This window comes from Finegoldia magna ATCC 29328 (genome assembly GCF_000010185.1).
In the GTDB taxonomy this organism is placed as follows: domain Bacteria; phylum Bacillota; class Clostridia; order Tissierellales; family Peptoniphilaceae; genus Finegoldia; species Finegoldia magna_H.
Genome location: NC_010376.1, coordinates 1,327,308 through 1,344,961, shown reverse-complemented (window position 1 = coordinate 1,344,961; position 17,654 = coordinate 1,327,308). Strand labels below are relative to the sequence as shown.

The 17,654-nt window shown below is 31.7% G+C and carries 20 protein-coding genes, 1 tRNA gene, 1 pseudogene and 1 riboswitch; of the genes and pseudogenes, 20 read left to right on the top strand and 2 right to left on the bottom strand.

Annotation, left to right across the window (positions count from 1 at the left end; all coding sequences use genetic code 11):
• Nucleotides 1-10: 10 nt before the first annotated feature.
• The 16 genes from FMG_RS06505 to FMG_RS06430 all read left to right on the top strand — a co-directional run bounded on the left by FMG_RS06505 (nt 11) and on the right by FMG_RS06430 (nt 13,481).
• Nucleotides 11-1,054 carry a ribonucleotide-diphosphate reductase subunit beta gene (locus FMG_RS06505; protein WP_002839591.1) on the top strand — a complete coding sequence of 348 codons (1,044 nt, stop codon included), beginning with the start codon at nt 11-13 and terminating at the stop codon, nt 1,052-1,054.
• A 53-nt stretch (nt 1,055-1,107) separates the two neighbouring features.
• Nucleotides 1,108-2,415 carry a coproporphyrinogen III oxidase gene (locus tag FMG_RS06500; RefSeq protein ID WP_012290914.1) on the top strand — a complete coding sequence of 436 codons (1,308 nt, stop codon included), beginning with the start codon at nt 1,108-1,110 and terminating at the stop codon, nt 2,413-2,415.
• Complete coding sequence (locus FMG_RS06495; RefSeq protein ID WP_012290913.1) at nt 2,408-2,788, top strand: hypothetical protein; 381 nt, start codon at nt 2,408-2,410, stop codon at nt 2,786-2,788. Before FMG_RS06500 ends, FMG_RS06495 begins: the two co-directional genes overlap by 8 nt.
• 411 nt (nt 2,789-3,199) lie before the next feature.
• On the top strand, nt 3,200-4,144 hold the full coding sequence (locus tag FMG_RS06490; RefSeq protein ID WP_012290912.1) for a 3D domain-containing protein: 945 nt from the start codon (nt 3,200-3,202) through the stop codon (nt 4,142-4,144).
• A 135-nt stretch (nt 4,145-4,279) separates the two neighbouring features.
• Nucleotides 4,280-4,762, top strand: coding sequence for a CarD family transcriptional regulator (locus FMG_RS06485; protein ID WP_002842429.1), 483 nt, complete (start codon nt 4,280-4,282; stop codon nt 4,760-4,762).
• Between the two features lie 39 nt (nt 4,763-4,801).
• Complete coding sequence (locus tag FMG_RS06480) at nt 4,802-5,893, top strand: PIN/TRAM domain-containing protein (protein WP_035112951.1); 1,092 nt, start codon at nt 4,802-4,804, stop codon at nt 5,891-5,893.
• Nucleotides 5,894-6,018: 125 nt separating this feature from the next.
• A complete protein-coding gene (ispD, locus tag FMG_RS06475; RefSeq protein WP_012290910.1) occupies nt 6,019-6,714 on the top strand; it encodes a 2-C-methyl-D-erythritol 4-phosphate cytidylyltransferase in 696 nt (231 codons plus the stop codon).
• Nucleotides 6,711-7,190, top strand: a complete 480-nt coding sequence (ispF, locus tag FMG_RS06470) for a 2-C-methyl-D-erythritol 2,4-cyclodiphosphate synthase (RefSeq protein WP_012290909.1) — start codon at nt 6,711-6,713, stop codon at nt 7,188-7,190. The genes ispD and ispF overlap by 4 nt, the downstream gene beginning before the upstream one ends.
• A gap of 8 nt (nt 7,191-7,198) precedes the next feature.
• Entirely contained in the window at nt 7,199-8,242 is a 1,044-nt protein-coding gene (locus FMG_RS06465; RefSeq protein ID WP_002837172.1) for a rod shape-determining protein, read from the top strand.
• An 83-nt stretch (nt 8,243-8,325) separates the two neighbouring features.
• Nucleotides 8,326-8,868, top strand: a complete 543-nt coding sequence (locus FMG_RS06460; protein ID WP_002837301.1) for a rubrerythrin family protein — start codon at nt 8,326-8,328, stop codon at nt 8,866-8,868.
• 60 nt (nt 8,869-8,928) lie between these two features.
• Nucleotides 8,929-9,192, top strand: a complete 264-nt coding sequence (locus tag FMG_RS06455) for an HPr family phosphocarrier protein (protein ID WP_002837296.1) — start codon at nt 8,929-8,931, stop codon at nt 9,190-9,192.
• Nucleotides 9,193-9,294: 102 nt separating this feature from the next.
• Nucleotides 9,295-10,137 (top strand): diadenylate cyclase CdaA, encoded by an 843-nt coding sequence (cdaA, locus tag FMG_RS06450; protein ID WP_002837131.1) that lies wholly within the window; start codon nt 9,295-9,297, stop codon nt 10,135-10,137.
• Complete coding sequence (locus tag FMG_RS06445; RefSeq protein WP_012290908.1) at nt 10,127-11,104, top strand: CdaR family protein; 978 nt, start codon at nt 10,127-10,129, stop codon at nt 11,102-11,104. Before cdaA ends, FMG_RS06445 begins: the two co-directional genes overlap by 11 nt.
• 1 nt (nt 11,105) lies before the next feature.
• On the top strand, nt 11,106-11,357 hold the full coding sequence (locus FMG_RS09760) for a hypothetical protein (protein ID WP_041250608.1): 252 nt from the start codon (nt 11,106-11,108) through the stop codon (nt 11,355-11,357).
• 100 nt (nt 11,358-11,457) lie between these two features.
• Nucleotides 11,458-12,807, top strand: a complete 1,350-nt coding sequence (glmM, locus tag FMG_RS06435) for a phosphoglucosamine mutase (protein WP_012290907.1) — start codon at nt 11,458-11,460, stop codon at nt 12,805-12,807.
• Nucleotides 12,804-13,481, top strand: coding sequence for a 5'-methylthioadenosine/adenosylhomocysteine nucleosidase (locus FMG_RS06430; protein ID WP_012290906.1), 678 nt, complete (start codon nt 12,804-12,806; stop codon nt 13,479-13,481). Before glmM ends, FMG_RS06430 begins: the two co-directional genes overlap by 4 nt.
• Nucleotides 13,482-13,630: 149 nt before the next feature.
• Here the strand turns inward: FMG_RS06430 and FMG_RS06425 are convergent.
• Nucleotides 13,631-13,707: transfer RNA gene (locus tag FMG_RS06425), tRNA-Pro, on the bottom strand.
• A gap of 171 nt (nt 13,708-13,878) precedes the next feature.
• Nucleotides 13,879-15,141 (bottom strand): M18 family aminopeptidase, encoded by a 1,263-nt coding sequence (locus tag FMG_RS06420; RefSeq protein ID WP_012290905.1) that lies wholly within the window; start codon nt 15,139-15,141, stop codon nt 13,879-13,881.
• An 83-nt stretch (nt 15,142-15,224) separates the two neighbouring features.
• Nucleotides 15,225-15,339, top strand: a riboswitch (FMN riboswitch).
• A 71-nt stretch (nt 15,340-15,410) separates the two neighbouring features.
• Here FMG_RS06420 and FMG_RS06415 point away from each other — a divergent pair.
• The 4 genes and pseudogenes from FMG_RS06415 to rimI form a co-directional block, all read left to right on the top strand.
• Nucleotides 15,411-16,001 carry an ECF transporter S component gene (locus FMG_RS06415; protein ID WP_002837231.1) on the top strand — a complete coding sequence of 197 codons (591 nt, stop codon included), beginning with the start codon at nt 15,411-15,413 and terminating at the stop codon, nt 15,999-16,001.
• A gap of 109 nt (nt 16,002-16,110) precedes the next feature.
• Nucleotides 16,111-16,575 carry a tRNA (adenosine(37)-N6)-threonylcarbamoyltransferase complex ATPase subunit type 1 TsaE gene (gene tsaE / locus FMG_RS06410; RefSeq protein ID WP_002842374.1) on the top strand — a complete coding sequence of 155 codons (465 nt, stop codon included), beginning with the start codon at nt 16,111-16,113 and terminating at the stop codon, nt 16,573-16,575.
• Nucleotides 16,556-17,242: a tRNA (adenosine(37)-N6)-threonylcarbamoyltransferase complex dimerization subunit type 1 TsaB gene (gene tsaB, locus FMG_RS06405; protein ID WP_012290903.1), complete on the top strand. Its 687-nt coding sequence runs from the start codon at nt 16,556-16,558 to the stop codon at nt 17,240-17,242. The genes tsaE and tsaB overlap by 20 nt, the downstream gene beginning before the upstream one ends.
• A pseudogene (rimI, locus tag FMG_RS09860) lies at nt 17,214-17,639 on the top strand (ribosomal protein S18-alanine N-acetyltransferase); the annotation flags it as partial. The gene tsaB and the pseudogene rimI, both read left to right, overlap by 29 nt.
• Nucleotides 17,640-17,654 lie beyond the last annotated feature (15 nt).

The window sequence follows — 17,654 nt, the reverse complement described above, 5'->3', positions numbered from 1 at the left end:
AGGAGGAGTTATGGACGAATTACAAAAACGTGGTTTATTTAATGAACACGGAGATATTGAATTATCAAAGAGAAAAATTATTAATGGCAACACTACTAATTTGAACGATTTTAACAACATAAAATATTCTTGGACAAGTGAATGGTACAGACAAGCTATGAACAACTTCTGGATTCCAGAAGAAATCAACTTAAATCAAGATATCAAGGATTACAGAAATTTATCAGAAGACGAAAAGATTGCTTACGATAAAATTTTATCTTTCTTGATTTACTTGGATAGTTTGCAAACTGCACAACTTCCAAACTTGGAAGCATACATTACTGCTAATGAAATAAACTTGTGCTTATCCATCCAAGCATTCCAAGAATCAATTCACTCTCAATCTTACAGCTATATTTTGGATACTATTTGTTCTCCAGAAGAAAGAACGGACATTTTGTACCAATGGAAAGATGACGAATTTTTGTTAGAAAGAAACAGATTCATCGGAGATCAATACAACGACTTTTTTGAAAAGAAAAGCGAACGAAACTTCATGAAAGCTCTTATCGCAAACTATATCTTGGAAGGAATTTACTTCTATTCTGGATTTATGTTCTTCTATAACTTGGGAAGAATGGGTAAAATGCCAGGAACTGTTCAAGAAATCAGATATATCAATAGAGATGAAAATACTCACTTGTGGTTGTTCAGATCTATGATTTTGGATTTGAAAAAAGAACGTCCAGAATTGTTTACTGAAGAAAAAAATGCACAATACAAAGAAATGATAAAACAAGGTGCAGAAGCTGAAATAGAATGGGCGAAATATGTTATTGGTGAAAAAATCCAAGGATTGTCCATCAAAATGGTTGAAGATTACATCAAATATTTGGGTAATTTGAGATCTACAGGACTTGGTTTTGGGGTTATCTATCCAGGTTATGAAAGAGAAATTCCTTCAATGAAATGGGTGAGCGAATATTCTGATCCAAACAAAATTAAGACAGACTTCTTCGAAGCAAAACCATCAGCATATTCAAAATCAGCGATAATAGAAGACGATTTATAAAACAAAACCCGGCATTTTAATAAAAGAAATGCCGGATTATTTATTTTAAACATATGAAAATACAATTAGAAGACAAAAGATATCAAAAAGAGTGTATCGATATTTTTACGATATTTGATTTGAAACAAAATCTAGAATTTGGAGAATGTGATTTTGTGATAGGCAAAGATTACGTGAAAAAAGATATAACATATCCATTTACAACCAGATTAGAATTAAAAAAAATACTGTATACGATATTTTCGAAAAAATACAATTATACAAATGATTGGGGAATATTAACGGGAACCAAGCCTTCAAAGATTTTGAGAAATCACACAGACGAAGAATTAAAACAAATGTATTTGATTAATGATGAGAATTTGAAATTACTTCGAGATATCGACAAAGTTCAATCTAGCATAGACTTTGATGAGAAAAATTACAACATCTACATCAATATTCCGTTTTGTCCAAGTAGATGTGATTATTGTTCTTTTCCGACTATTGTTTACAAAAATAACGACAGAAGAGAAGAATACTTGGGTTATCTATTAAAAGAAATAACAGAAGCTTCGAAAAGCATCGACAAGTACAAAATCAAAACAATTTATGTTGGAGGTGGAACTCCGACAAGTTTGGATTACACAATGCTTGAAAAATTATTGAAAGCAATTGAAGAATGTTTTGTGTCAGAAAACTTACTTGAATACACATTTGAAGCGGGACGAGAAGATAGCTTGGACTTTGATAAGCTAAAATTGTTGAGAAAGTACAACGTCACAAGAATTAGCTTGAATCCACAAACTTTTAACGAGAAAGCGCTGAAAGCTATGGGAAGAATTCAAAATAATGAAAATTTGATTGATTTGTACACTCAGGCTAAAGACTTGGGATTTGTGATAAATATGGATTTTATACTAGGATTATTGTATGATGATGTGAATAATACTAAAAAAAATCTCGAAATTTTAAGTCGACTACAACCTGATAATATAACTTTTCACACATTGTCAATTAAAAATGGAAGCAAGTATTCACAACGATACGACAAAGAAAATTTTGAAGAAAATATTGCTGAGAAGCAAATGCAATTGGTAAAAAAGTGGACATCACAAAATAATTACAGTCCATATTATTTATATCGTCAGAAAAATATTCTGAATAACATGGAAAATATCGGATATTGCAAGGAAATTCCATCACGATATAATATTGTAATCAACGAAGAATTAGAAAGTATAATAGGATTTGGAATGACTGCTAATTCTAAAATCATAAAAGATGGTATAATTAAATACACGAACTACAAAAATTTGAGAGATTATTCAGAGAAATTGGACGAAATAATAAAAAGAAAGGTGGAAATTATCAATGGGTGAACTAAAGAAAAGAGAAGAATTCAAATCTGATAAAAGTAGAGTTTTTCAGACGATAAAAAATAGATTATTGGATAATTCAACGCCAACAGGAGTTGAAAACCAATACGTAATAGATAATTTGGGAGTTTCAATGACTTACACTATAAAAGAGATCGTTGAAAATGAAAAAATGTATATTGATTTAAATTCCAGAAATATTGATGGATATTTGAATTTTGATTTTGGAGATTTAAATTCAGGAAGTTTTGTGGATGTTGACATTAAGCTTCACAACAAATCTATATTTGGTGGATTGATGAATTTCGTAATGGATGTAGAAAAAATAGAGAATAAATTAGTGTACGAATTGAAAAAAGAATTGGGAGAACTATAAACATCAACATTTACAAAATAAAATATATCATTTAAAAACCTCGTTTTTGGAATCTAAAATGAAATTTAGATACCAATTATGAGGATTTTTTTTACTTTAACAAGACAAATTTTATTGAGATGCAGTCAAAAATGCCATAAATATTACAAAAATGTAATATTTGTAGCTGTTGTACTCAATCGACAAACGAAAATGAAATTTACTGTAACCTTTTTGTAACCCTTAAATTTCAAGCGTTTAATAATTTTTTTATTTGAGCAAATAGATACAAAGAGTTCTAATGAAAATACATATCGATTAAATACGAAAAAACATGTTCCTTTTTCTTGAATTATTTTTCGAGGTTTTATAAAATAGCCGAGTAGTAAAAAAATAAACACAAAAAATCTAGAAAAGAAAGAGGAGATACAAATGAATTTTAGAAAGTTAATTTTAAATTCTTCGGTTGTCATTATGACAAGTTTATTAGCATTTGTACCATCAAATTCACAAGCAAAAGATTTGAATAATGTTAAAGTAGAACAAAAATCAAGTGAAAATATACAATCAAAAAAATATTGGATAAATGATGATACAGATTTATTTAAAAGTGAAAATGAACATAGCAAAATAATCGAAGTTTTGGATCAAGGTGATACTGTAAAAGTTGAAAAAATCGGAGAAATTTTTGCAAAAGTTTCTGTTACTGTTGATAGTAAAAATTTCGTAGGCTTCATTTACAAATCATATTTGTCAGAAAAAGAAGTTAAACCAGATCCAAATAAATTTGAAGGATGGGTTAATGTTGAAACTAAAGTTTTTGATTCAAAAGAAAAAGAAGCAAAAGAATTGGGTTTAATCGACAAGGACTCGGAAATCAAAGGTCACATAGACGAAGATAATTTGAGAATTACTTATTTTGGAAGAACAGCTTATATTAAAGCAAAGAACACTACAAAAGAATCTCCAAAAGACAGAGATGCGCGATTGGCAAAAGAAAGAAAAATCCAAGCTCAAAAACTTGCTGAAAAAAGAAAAAAAGAACAAGAAGAAAAAGAAAAACAAGCACAATCAGCTCCTAAAAATGTTTCAGGAAGAACTATTACAATGAGATCTACTGCTTATACTTCAGATCCTTCTGAAAATGGCGGATATTCTACAACAGCAATGGGAACTGCTATAAGATATGGTGTAGCAGCTGTAGATCCTAATGTTATTCCATTGGGAACTAGACTGTACATTGAAGGTTATGGTTATGCTAGAGCAGAAGATACTGGTGGAGCAATTAAAGGAAATAAAATTGACCTGGTATTCGGATCAAAAGCGCAAAGCAATCGTTGGGGAAGAAGAACAGTTAGAGTTACAATTTTAAATTAATAAATACTACGATAAATGAGGCGATGAAATCCATCGTCTTTTTTAATTGACAAATACATAAGATATGATATAATTAAAAGTTTTATTATTGAATTAAATTTCTGATTAAGCTATAATATAAAGTGAGGTGATAGTATGTTTAAAATAGGTGATAAGATTGTTTATCCTATGCACGGTGCAGGCATAATTACCGAAGTACAAAATAAAGAGGTCTTGGGAGTTAAGAAAGATTATTTTATTTTGAAAATGCCAATGGGGGAAATGAAAATCTCAATACCTGTAGATAAGATAAATGATATGGGAATAAGATTTGTTGCAGAAGAAGAAATAATCCATTCTTTAAGAGATATTTTAAAGAATCAAGAAGTTGATTTTCCTTCAAATTGGAATCAAAGATACAAAGAAAATCTCGAAAAATTGAGAATTGGAGATATAAAAGAAACTGCTATCGTGTACAAGGGTTTGTATGAATTAGATTCATCAAAAGGCTTATCCATGATTGAAAAGAAAGTACTCAATACCTCCAGAAAAATGCTTATTAGCGAAATAGCAAGTGGATTGAATTTAAAACCATCAGAAGCTGAAAGTATGGTGAACGATTTGATCGATTTAGATTAAAATATTTTTGAAAGGAGAAATGTTTTGTTCAGACGAGGGATGTCAATACTGATATCTATCATCGGAGCTGTTTTAGGAATTATATTTACTAATGTTATTTTCAGCAATTTTATCGAGAAATCAACAAGTATGATTATCAAGATAGTTGCAATGATTGTAGCAGCAGTTGTTTTTGGATTTATATTTTATGCTTTGGCTCCGAAATTAATATCGGTAGAATTAAAATTAATAGAATCTATCGAAGATTCGCTTAAAAAATTCTCTCTGGTCGATATTATTATAGGAACAATTGGTCTTGTGGTTGGGCTTGTATTAGCTTTTTTGATATCGCAGCCGTTGTTAAAATTAAATATTCCAGGGATAGGAACTGTGTTGACGGTAATATTAGAAATTGTGTTTTTCATAGGAATGGGGTTTTTGGGGGCGAAGCTTGCTTTGAACTACCATGACGATTTCATTTCGTTTTTTGAAAAAGTTAGAACCAAAGAAAAACCAAATCTAAAATTTTCCAACAAAGATAGCAAAGTTAGACCTAAAATCGTAGATACTTCTACTATTATTGACGGCAGAATTATCGATATATTGAAGACGGGATTTTTGGAAGGGAATCTAATAATTCCTATATTTGTCATCGAAGAACTTCAACATATCGCAGATTCCGATAATTATTTGAGAAGGCAAAAAGGTAGACGTGGATTGGATATTTTAAAAACTATGCAAACTGAGTACAAGGACAAGGTTAAAGTGGTTGACAAGAGATATCCAAACATTGACAAGGTAGATTCAATGCTTGTGAAAATGTCAGAAGAATTGAATGCAAATTTACTTACGAACGATTATAATTTGAATAAGGTTGCAGACTTGCAAGAAGTTTTCGTATTCAACATAAATGATTTGGCAAATGCTATGAGACCTGTTTTTGTGGCAGGTGAACCAATAAATGTGTCAATCATAAAAGAAGGACGAGAAAACAATCAAGGTATAGGATACTTGGACGATGGCACTATGATTGTAGTAGAAGATGGCAAAAAATATCTTGGAGAAATTATTGAGTGTACTGTAACGAGTGTTCTTCAAACTTCTGCAGGAAAAATGATTTTCGCAAAAAAATCTGATGAGAAGGATAATTAGGATTATTCAATTAAATGACTTTTGAATTTTATGTAGAGAACTATTTTATTAGTTCTCTTTTTTATTGCAATCTCATATTTTTTTAATTAAATTGATTTTTTGATATAATAATAATGAGGTGTTATATGGATAAATATATTTCAGCTATTATAACTGCAGCTGGATCCTCTCAAAGAATGAATAACAAAATTCCAAAACAATTTATGAAAATAAACGATAAAATGATTTTGGAGATGACCTTGGATGTGTTCCAATCAATTGATGAAATCAGAGAATTCATTCTTGTAATTAGAGAAGAAGACGAAGAATTTGTACGAAATTTTATAAAAGATAGAAATTACAGAGATATCGTGATTGCTTTCGGTGGAGATACAAGAGAGAAATCTACATACAATGGTTTGAACAAAGTAAATAAAAATTGCGATTTGATAATAAGCCATGATGCAGCAAGACCTTTTATCAGACGCGAGAAAATACTCGAAGCTATCGAATCGATTGGTGATTATGATGGGCTAGTTGTAAGCGTAGCAGCTAAGGATACTATCAAATATGTTGACGATGATATGACGGTTGTGAACACTCCGAACAGATCACACTTGTATATGGCACAAACTCCACAAGTTTTCAAATATAAGGCTATAAAAGACGCATACAAATTAGTATTTGACGAACAAATAAATGTAACAGACGACTCATCGCTTCTTGAGATCGTCGGAAAAAAAGTAAAAATAATTAAGGGCGATTATTCCAATATTAAAATTACGACAAAAGAAGATTTGTTGTTTGGAGAGTTAATTGCTAGAAAGAGAGAAAATGAATGAGAATAGGTTTTGGGTTAGATGTACACAAACTTGTTGAAAATAGAAAATTAATATTAGGCGGAGTTGAAATTCCACACGACAAGGGACTTTTGGGTCACAGCGATGCGGATGTTTTGATTCATGCGATAATGGATGCTATATGTGGAGCACTTTGCCTTGGAGATATTGGCAAATTATTTCCAGATACTGATATGAAATACAAAGATATTGATTCCAGAGTGCTTCTTAGAAAAGTTTTTGAAATCATGGATGATATGGGATATGAAATTGGAAATATTGACTCAACGATTTCTTGCCAAAAACCAAAACTTAGAGATTATATTGATAAAATGCGTGAAAATATCGCACAAGATTTGCACACTAATACATTTAATATTTCAGTAAAAGCAACTACAACAGAACAACTCGGTTTCGAAGGTAGATGTGAAGGAATTACTGCAAACAGTGTCTGCATTTTGAATAAAAAAGATTTATAGGTGATTATATGAACTTTCGAAGAAAAATAGCGATAGATTTGGGAACTGCATCAGTTCTTGTGTATTTGCCAAACAAAGGTGTTGTATTGAACGAGCCTTCAGTTGTTGCGATGAATAGCTTTAATTCCAAAATAATTTCAGTTGGAAAAGACGCTAAGAAAATTTTGGGGAGAACTCCGGGAAATATTATCGCAAAGAAGCCATTAAAAGATGGTGTGGTTGCAGATTTCAATTCTACAGAAAAAATAATTTCGTATTTGCTCAGAAAAACTTTGGGCAAATCATTAATCAGACCTGAAGTTTTAATTTGCGTTCCAAGTCAAATCACTCAAGTGCAAAGAAGAGCTGTTATTCAAGCTTCAAAATACGCAGGAGCTTACAACACATATTTGATAGAAGAGCCACTGGCAGCAGCTATAGGTTCAGGAATTGATGTAACAGATGCAAGAGGAAACATCGTCGTAGATATCGGTGGTGGAACTACGGATGTTGCTGTAATTTCTATGGGTGGAATTGTAATCAATAAATCAATTCCAGTAGCAGGAGATGAATTTGATAGAAGAATACAAGATTTTGTCCAAACAAAATACAACATGATTATTGGTGAATCCACTGCAGAAAAAGTCAAAATAAATGTAGGTAGCGCATATCCAAGAGATGATGGAGAATTGTACGAAATAAAGGGTAGAAATTTGGTAAATGGATTGCCGATGCACATTTACGTTTCATCAAAAGATATTTCTGTTGCATTGAAAAAACCGATAGATAAAATCGTAGACACGGTACAAGAAGTTTTGGAACAAACTCCAGCAGAATTAGCGGCTGATGTTTATGAAAGAGGAATCATCATGAGTGGCGGTGGATGTCTATTAAAAGGATTGGACAGATTAATTTCTGAAAGAATTGGAGTGAATGCTAGAATTGTAGACGGACCGATTACGGCAGTTGTTAGGGGAACTGGCAAATCACTTATGTGGATGGATAAATTGAAAGAAGACAGCGATTCTCATCAGGATTTAAGAAGAAAAGTAATAGTAAGCAGAATGAGATAAAATGTAATAATTACAGATTGTATTCATTGTTTGTTAACAATATGGTATAATATTATTATAAAATTAAATAGGGGGTAATTGATATGAAATTGATGACACAAGCAAACTTGCAATCAGCATTCGGGGGAGAATCTCAAGCAAGAAACAGATACAACATTTGGGGGAATAAAGCTGAAAAAGACGGTTTTAAAAATGTTGCTAGATTGTTCAATGCTACAGCAGATGCAGAAAAAATTCATGCTGCATTGCACTTTGATGCATTAAAAGATGTTCATGGTGATTTCGCAGTAACTAGCATGGCTGGTTTCGGAATTGGAAGCACTTCAGAAAACTTAGAAGGAGCTAGAAACGGAGAAATCTTCGAAGCAACAGAAATGTATCCAGCTTACATAGAAGTAGCTGAAATGCAAGAAGAAAAAGAAGCGGTAAGAGCTATGAAATTTGCTGTGGAAGCAGAAAAAGTTCACGCTGAAAGATTCGGAAAAGCAAAAGAATTTGTTGACGGTGGAAAAGACTTAGAAGTAGAACAAATATTACTATGCCCAATTTGTGGATATATTGGATTTGAAAAAATCGATGCATGTCCAATCTGCGGATGTAAATCCGAAAAATTCATAGAATATTAATATTTAGATTTAAGCCGGTTAATAATACCGGCTTATATTTTTAAAAATACGGAGGAAAACATGGTAGAGAAAAAGGTTTGTATAACAAATGAGATAGGACTTCATGCAAGAGCTGCATCCAAATTTTTGAATGAAGCAGTGAAATACAATTGTGAGATTGAATTTGTAAAAGATAGTAAAAAATACAGTGGCAAAAGCATTATAAGCATTTTGTCATTATCTGCACACAAAGGTAGTGAGCTTATTTTGAGATGTGATGGTGAAGATGAAAATTTGGCACTTGAAAAATTAAGCGAGTTACTCGAAAACGGATTGGATTATTAAACATAACTGTGAAAATGTTTTTATAGATAAATGTTGATATAAGCTGTTAATTTTGCGAAAAATTAGTAAAAATTTATGGTATCATATAATTAAAGAACAAAGATGGGAATGATTAATTTGGTTTTTTTGGATAAATTTTTTAACATGATAAATACATTAAGATTTTTAGATATCATAGATATCGCTATAGTTGCAGTCTGCATTTACAAATTATATATGATGATAAAAGAAACAAGAGCCGAACAGCTTGTAAAAGGATTAGTTATCATATTTATTTTTGTAAAAATCAGTGATTCGATGAAATTATACACTGTGAATTGGGTTTTGGAAAACATGATGACGGCTTTGGCTATTATGATAATAGTGGTGTTCCAGCCTGAACTTAGAAAAATTTTGGAAACAATAGGTAGAAGTAATATATTGACCAAATCATTTGCCGATATCAGAGGAGAAAAAGTGGATAAGTGCGTGGAAGAAATAGTACATGCTGTGTTCTCGCTTTCAAGACAAAGAATTGGCGCTTTGATTATTTTCGAGAGAAGCACAGGACTTGGAGATGTAGTAGAAACTGGTACGGTTTTAAATTCTGCGATTTCTAGCGAACTTTTGATAAATATATTCATACCTAATACTCCACTTCATGATGGTGCGGTTGTAATCAAAAATGATACCATCAAAGCGGCGGCATGTTTCTTGCCATTGTCCACAGAACAATCCATATCCAAGGAATTGGGAACAAGGCACAGAGCAGCTATAGGAATGAGCGAAAAAAGTGATTGTTTGGCACTAATAGTTTCAGAAGAAACTGGTGGCATTTCAATAGCTGAACACGGAAAAATCAACAGATATGTTGATGAACCAACTTTAACAAAGATTTTGACAAAATTATACAATGATCAAGATTCTTATATTTTCAACAGAAAGGAAATAGAAGATGAAAGATAAAATAAAGAATAATTCATACTTAAAAAACATTGACTTCAAAGGATTTTATTCGAATAATCTTATAATAAAAATTGTCTGTCTATTCTTGGCGATATTTTTATGGTCATTTGTAATGGAAAACAAAAATCCAGTAGTCACAAAGGATATTCCAGTAATTAGCGTTGAATATCGAGGCGTTGATAAACTAAGAGAAGACGGAAGAGTTATTATATCTCCTAAAGCTGCGACAATATCAATGCGTGTAGAAGGAAGAAGAAACACAATAACTAAAATGAAAAATTCAGAAATTAAGGCTTTTGTTGATGTAAAATCCATAAAAGTAGATTCTGAAACACTACCTATAGAGTTGAGCCTTCCACAAGGAGTCAACGTAGTTGACCAATCAGACGAAACACTTTTAGTAAAGACAGAAACAGTAGACACGGTAAAATTTCCTATAAGAATAATGAAGGTGGGGGATTTGCCTGATAATGTGGAAGTTGATTCTATAAAATTAGATCCACAAGAAATCACAGTATCTGGAGCAAAAACTTATCTTAACTCAATTGATTACGCATCGGTTAAAATCGATCAATCAAATATCGACAAGGATATCAATCTAGATTTACCGATTAATCTAAGCCTAAAAGATGATGCTGCAAAATCATTTTTGACCAAATCATCTGAAAGCTGCAAAGTAATTATAGATGTTTTGCTGAAAAAAGATGTCGAAATCAAACCAGTAGTTACAAATATTCCAAATGGATTAAACGTAGCTAAAATTACATTTAGCAGACCCACAGTAAAGATAAAAGGACAAGATGATATTATAAAATCACACTCACATGTAACCACAAAACCAATAGATTTAACAGATTTTAAAGAAGGAGAAAACAGCGTGGATATAACATTGGATTTACCGCAATCAATAGTACTTGCAGAAGGATCCAATGGTAGAATCACAGCCACAGTTGTTCTGGAAAAATAATATGAAAACAAAAAACAAAATCCCATTAATAACAATTGTACTGTGTTTAATTCTAACAATAGTTTCTTTTTATATGAAAAAAGTATCTGAAACATCACCAGACTCACCGAATTTTTTCGGACAAGTTACATTCTTATTGTTGCCAATCACATCTTTAATTGGTGTATACTTTTCATATAAATCTGATAATTTAAAAACTTTAATAATAAATACATTGTTCTTGTTACCAATTACAAGTTTCATGTTTATATAAAAGCGAGTGCAAACTCGTTTTTTTATTTGGAAAAATTCACATTTTATTGATTTTTACATTATGTGTTATAATTAGATTATAAAAATAGAGGGGGATATTGATGGGAAAATATTTCGGAACTGACGGTATAAGAGGCGTTGCAGGCGAAGATTTAACTGTTGAATTAGCTTATAAGCTTGCGAGAGCAGCTTGTTATAAATTAAAAGATGTAGATAATAAATTAATTGTTATAGGAAAAGATACTAGAATTTCTGGGGACATGTTGGAAGCTGCTTTGATTAGCGGAATTACTAGCATGGGTTTTGATGTGTACAGATTAGGAGTGATTCCTACACCAGCTGTGGCGTATTTGACTAGATTTTACAATGCTTGTTGCGGAATTGTAATTTCTGCAAGCCACAATCCTTACGAATTTAATGGAATAAAATATTTTTCAAATGAGGGTTTCAAATTAAAAGACAGTCTTGAAGAAGAAATTGAATATTTGATTGATCATCAAGATGAGATTGATTTGAAGGTTACAGGAGAAAAAGTTGGCAGAGTTTATGAAGAAGAATGTGCAAGAGATACATATATAAATTATCTTTTGAGCAGGGTTGATTTGGATTTGACAGGTGTGAAGGTGAGCTTGGATTGTGGTTACGGGGCAACTTCTGAAATCGCACCAATTATTTTCAATAGATTAAACGCCGATGTAACAGTTACAAATACTGAATACGACGGAAAGAATATCAACTTCAAATGCGGTTCAACAAATCCTGAAGTTATTAGCAATTTGGTAAAAATTTCTGAATCTGATATGGGATTTTCGTTCGATGGAGACGGAGATAGGTTGATTGCTTGTGATGAAACTGGTGAAATAATGGACGGAGATCACGTTATTTGTGCAGTTGGTCATTTCTTAAAAGAAAACAATAAGCTAAAAAACAATGCAGTTGTAGGAACTGTTATGACTAATATCGGTCTTATAAAAAGTTTGAAAGAAATTGGCGTAGATGTTATCAAAACACAAGTTGGTGACAGGTACGTTCTTGAAGAAATGAGAAAAAATGGATACATTATTGGTGGAGAACAATCTGGACACATTATTTTCATAGAAGATAATACTACTGGTGATGGAATATTATCTGCGATTAAATTAGCAGAAATAGCTGTTAAATCAAAACAAAAACTTTCAGAAATGAATAATTTGATGACAAGTTTCCCACAAGTTTTGGTAAATGCTAAGGTTAATAATGAATACAAAAAAGTGTACAAAGATGATGAGGTCATCAACCAAAAAATAGCTGAACTTGAACATGAATTCAAAGATGAAGGCAGAGTTTTGATTAGACCTTCAGGAACTGAACCTTTGATTAGAGTTATGATTGAGGGAGAAAACCAAGAATATTTAGAGAAAAAAGCTATTGAATTAAAAGATTTAATAGAAGAAAGATGTGAGTTGATATGAAAACAATAGCGATTATTTCCGCATTGGAAAGTGAGCAAGAGTATTTCAGAGAACAATTCAATCCAATTAAAATGGATAAGTTCAACCATTATGAAATTTATGTTTCGGAATTTGAGGATAAAAAAATTATAAATTGCGTTTGTGGAATTGGAAAGGTAAACTCAGCAGCTCTAACACAAAGAATTATCGATATGTATAATCCTGATTTGGTAATAAATTGTGGTGTTTGCGGTGGTTTGGACAAATCTCTTAGTTTTGATGAGGTAATACTTGCAGACAAATTAAAATATCACGACATCAATTTAGATATTTTTAGTAATAATATTCCATACACTGACACTTTTGAAGCGGATCCTGAAACTTTGAAAAAGTTAGATGAGATTATGACGCAAGAAAATTTGAAACACAGGATTGGTCTTATCGTTACTGGAGATCAATTTATCTCAACTACTGAAAAACAAGAAGAATTATTTGAAAAATATCACGCGTTGGGAACGGAAATGGAAGGATGCTCCATTGCTCATACGTGTTATCTTAATGATGTGAAGTTCTTGGTTATAAGAAGTTTATCCGACTTTGCAGATGACGATGCAGACGATGAATTTTACAATGATTTGGAAACAAAAACAAGAAAAGCTGCACATAGTGTAGTTGTGTTGATTAAAAATATGTAGAGAGGAACGTGGGATGAATGAAAATTTGTCCTGCGTTTTTATTTTTCCTGAAAAAGGGCAAAAAAATACATCTGTACGAAACAGATGTATTTTTTCATAATATCAATAACAAAAGGAAACAAAAAAATCACAAAATTAATTTGTGATTATGGTCGGGGTGAGAGGATTTGAACCCCCGGCCCCATGGTCCCAAACCACGTGCGCTACCGGACTGCGCTACACCCCGACGTTTTTTACTTGCTTATCTCAAGTACTTTATTAGTATACGATAGAAGAGCGTTTATGACAAATCGATTTATAATAAAATAAACGGAGATAAAACTAATTAAATTTAATAAGCTCATTTTATCTCCGTTTTTTTAAGTTTTTAAAAAATTAACTTTTTATTTACAATTTGTTAATATTCGTAGTAATATTTGAATAATTCGTAGATATATTCGTTGTCTTTACATCCACCTAATTCTCTTACAGAGTGCATTGAAAGAATCGCATTTCCAATATCAATAGATTGAATATCCAAATTAGAAACAGTGATTGGTCCGATTGTAGATCCACCTCTTTTATCTGATCTGTTTGTGAATTCTTGGCATGGAATGTTTTTATCTAAGCATAATTTTTTAAATACTGAAGAGCTAACTGCATCAGAAGTGTATGCTCCGTTTGCGGCGTATTTAATAACAGGGCCGTTGTTAATTAGTGGTCTGTTAGTAGGGTCAGCCATTTCTGTGTAATTTGGATGCAAACTGTGAGCTTGGTCTGCACTTATCAAATAAGAATTGTGCAATACTTCGTAGAAGTTTTTATCGTTATCTTCTACGATTTTTTTGAAGCAATCACTTAGAAGTGTGCTGCCTGCACCTTGTTTTGTTGAAGAACCTATTTCTTCGTTATCAAAAACCATAGTCAATGCTAATGTGTTAGTAACATTTGAATCTATTAATGATTTTATAGAATTAAAAGCCATTCCCAAATTATCGATTCTTCCTACGGAATAAAATTCGTCGTTTTCTCCGACAAATTCTCCTTTTTGTCTGTCGTACAAGAATAAATCGAAATCTAAAATATCATCTGCGTTTATTCCTGTATTTCTTGCCAAAATTTCCTCGAAAGAAATTTTCGAATCTTTTTCTGATAATGCTAAAAGTGGCAATGTATCTTTTTGTGCATTGAATTTGTATCCGTTATTAACTTCTCTGTTCATGTGGATTGCTACGTTAGGAATTATCAATAAATTCTTGTCTACATTGATATGTTTGATTTCAGGTTTGAATGGATTGTCTGATTTTAACACAACTCTACCAGCTACAGACAATGGACGGTCAAACCATGTGCTTAATATTGGTCCACCATAAACTTCAGTGTTTAATGTCAAAAATCCGTCTTTGTTTACGATAGAATTTGGTTTTATTCTAAAAGTTGGACTGTCTGAATGTGATCCAATCAATCTGATATTATCGAAATCAGAACTTCCTTTAAAAGCAATAATTGATGAATCGTTATTTGTTACAAAATATCCCTTGCCATTTTCGATTTTCCAATTATCTTTAAATTTTAATTCAGTAAATCCGTTTTCTGTTAGTGTTTTTTTGAAATTATCGATAACGTGAAATACGGATGGACTGTTATCAATAAAATTCATTAATTCTTTTGTTATGTTCATAAAATCACCTCAATAATAGTATACCCAAAAATAAAAATACTTAATACTAAAAGTTTACAAAAAATATTGTTAGTGGTATAATGAAATTACTTCAGGGCGAGGTTGATTTCCTCACCGGCGGTTACAGTCCGCGAGCGTTATGCATGAATTGGTGTAATTCCAATACCGACAGTAAAGTCTGGACGAAAGAAGTAAGTGTAATAATTAACATTTAGCCCTAAAAAATAAGGGCTTTTTTATTTGCCCTTGAAAATCTTAGGAGGTAGGTTATGGAAACCACAAGAAAAAAATCTAGTACTCAAACTATGGTAAGAATTAGTATTTTAGGGGCAATAAGTGCATTACTTATGATTTTCAAATTCCCACTACCATTTGCACCACCATTTATGACAGTGGATATTGGAGATTTGGGAGTATTAATTTCAGGATTTGCACTAGGACCTGTAGCAGGTGTGTTGACTTCTGCAGTTAAGATTTTGTTGAACTTTATCATCAACGGAACAACAACTGGTGGAGTTGGAGAATTATCTAACTTCATATTATCATCAGTGTTTGTAGTTGTAGCTAGCTCAATTTACAATAAAGGTAAAAGCAGAAAATCAGCTATCACAGGATTGGTTTTCGGAGTCTTGGCTTACACAATAGTTGCTTGCATTTCTAACTATTTTGTAATTTTCCCATTATACGGAATTAATTTGGTTGATTTTACAAAAGAGTTCGCAAAAGTAAATTCATTGGCAGGCACTCCATTAATGTTTGTGCTTTTCAGTATTGTGCCATTTAACATTGTAAAAGGTATTATTGTATCTGCAGTTACTATTGCACTTTACAAGCCAATTTCAAGATTTTTGAAAAAATAATCAATAATATACATGTAAAAATTCATAAAATATACAATGACTCATTATTCTAGATAATGGGTCATTTTTGTTGTTGTTCAGTTGTGATATAATTTATTTGGTGATATTTATGGAATATATTTTAAATGATTTAAAAGATACTGAAAAATTTGGACAAATTTTTGCAAGAACTTTGAAAAAACAAGATGTTATATCTTTGATTGGAGATTTGGGAGCTGGAAAAACTACTCTTACTAAATCTATTGCGAAGAGTTTTGGAATTGAAGAAAATGTAACAAGTCCGACTTTTTCGCTGGTAAATACATACTATGGGAACATTCAATTAAATCATATTGATTTGTATAGATTAGAAGATGAGATGGAGATAGAATCCTTGGATATCGATGAGCTGTTGTATCCTGAAGGAATTACTATAATTGAATGGGCAAGTCAGGCACAGTCTTATATGCCTAGAAACCTAATTGAAATTTACATTGAAAAAACTGGTGATGTTTCCAGAAAAATTAGAATTGATGGCAACAATAAAAGAGAAAAAGAAATTATAGAGGAATTAAATGAAAATTTTAGCAATTGATACTTCGACTATGATTAGCTCTTGTTCTTTGATGGAAGATGGGTTGATTGTTGGAGATTATAATATAAATCAAAAGAAAACTCACAGCGAAACTTTGGTCTTGATGATTGAGCAAATGCTTGAAAAATTAGATACAGAAATTGAAGATGTGGACGTGTTCGCAGTATGCAAAGGACCGGGATCTTTTACTGGCCTTAGGATTGGAATGACTACTGCGAAGACTTTTGCACAAGTTTTCGACAAGAAAATCGTCGGCATATCCACATTGGAAGCTTTGGCAAATATGATAAGCACTGACAAAATCATCATTCCTATTTTAGATGCTAGAGGTGGAAGAGTTTATTACTCAATGTTCACTAACGATTCAAAATTAGAACGATTGATGGATGATGATTTGATTTATTTTGAAGATTTGATAGAAAAATTAGACGATGATAAGGAATATATTTTCGTTGGAGATGGAGTGTATTCATTTGTAGATGAAATCAATTCAAAGGATAACTTCTACCTTGCAAATTCTTCGTTGAATAATTGCATTACAAGATCGATTTGCGATTTGGCAAATAAAATTGAAAAATTTGATAGCTACTACACTCTCAGCCCAGACTACGTTAGAAAATCTCAAGCACAACGAGATTATGAAAGAAGACACAATAATGATAATTAGAGAAATGAACTTTTTCGACTTGGATGATGTTGTTGAGATTGAAAAGGAGAGTTTTTCTGATGCTTGGAGCAAAATTGGATACGAAGCTTGTTTGAAAAATGAATTCAATCACTATTTTGTCGGAGAAAATAAAGGAGAGATTGTAGGAGCTTTTGGGTTTTCAGTAGTTGTTGATGAGGCTGAATTGCACACAATTTCTGTGAAAAAAAGTTGCAGAAACCAAGGAATTGCAACTGAATTTATAAAATTTATGTTAGATTTTTGCAAAAAGGAAAATGTAAATAATATTTTCTTGGAAGTTAGAGAATCCAACTTTGAGGCAATTAATCTTTACACAAAATTTGGATTTCAAAAAAACGGTAGAATTAATGGATATTATGAAACTCCACGAGAAAATGCATTGAGGATGATG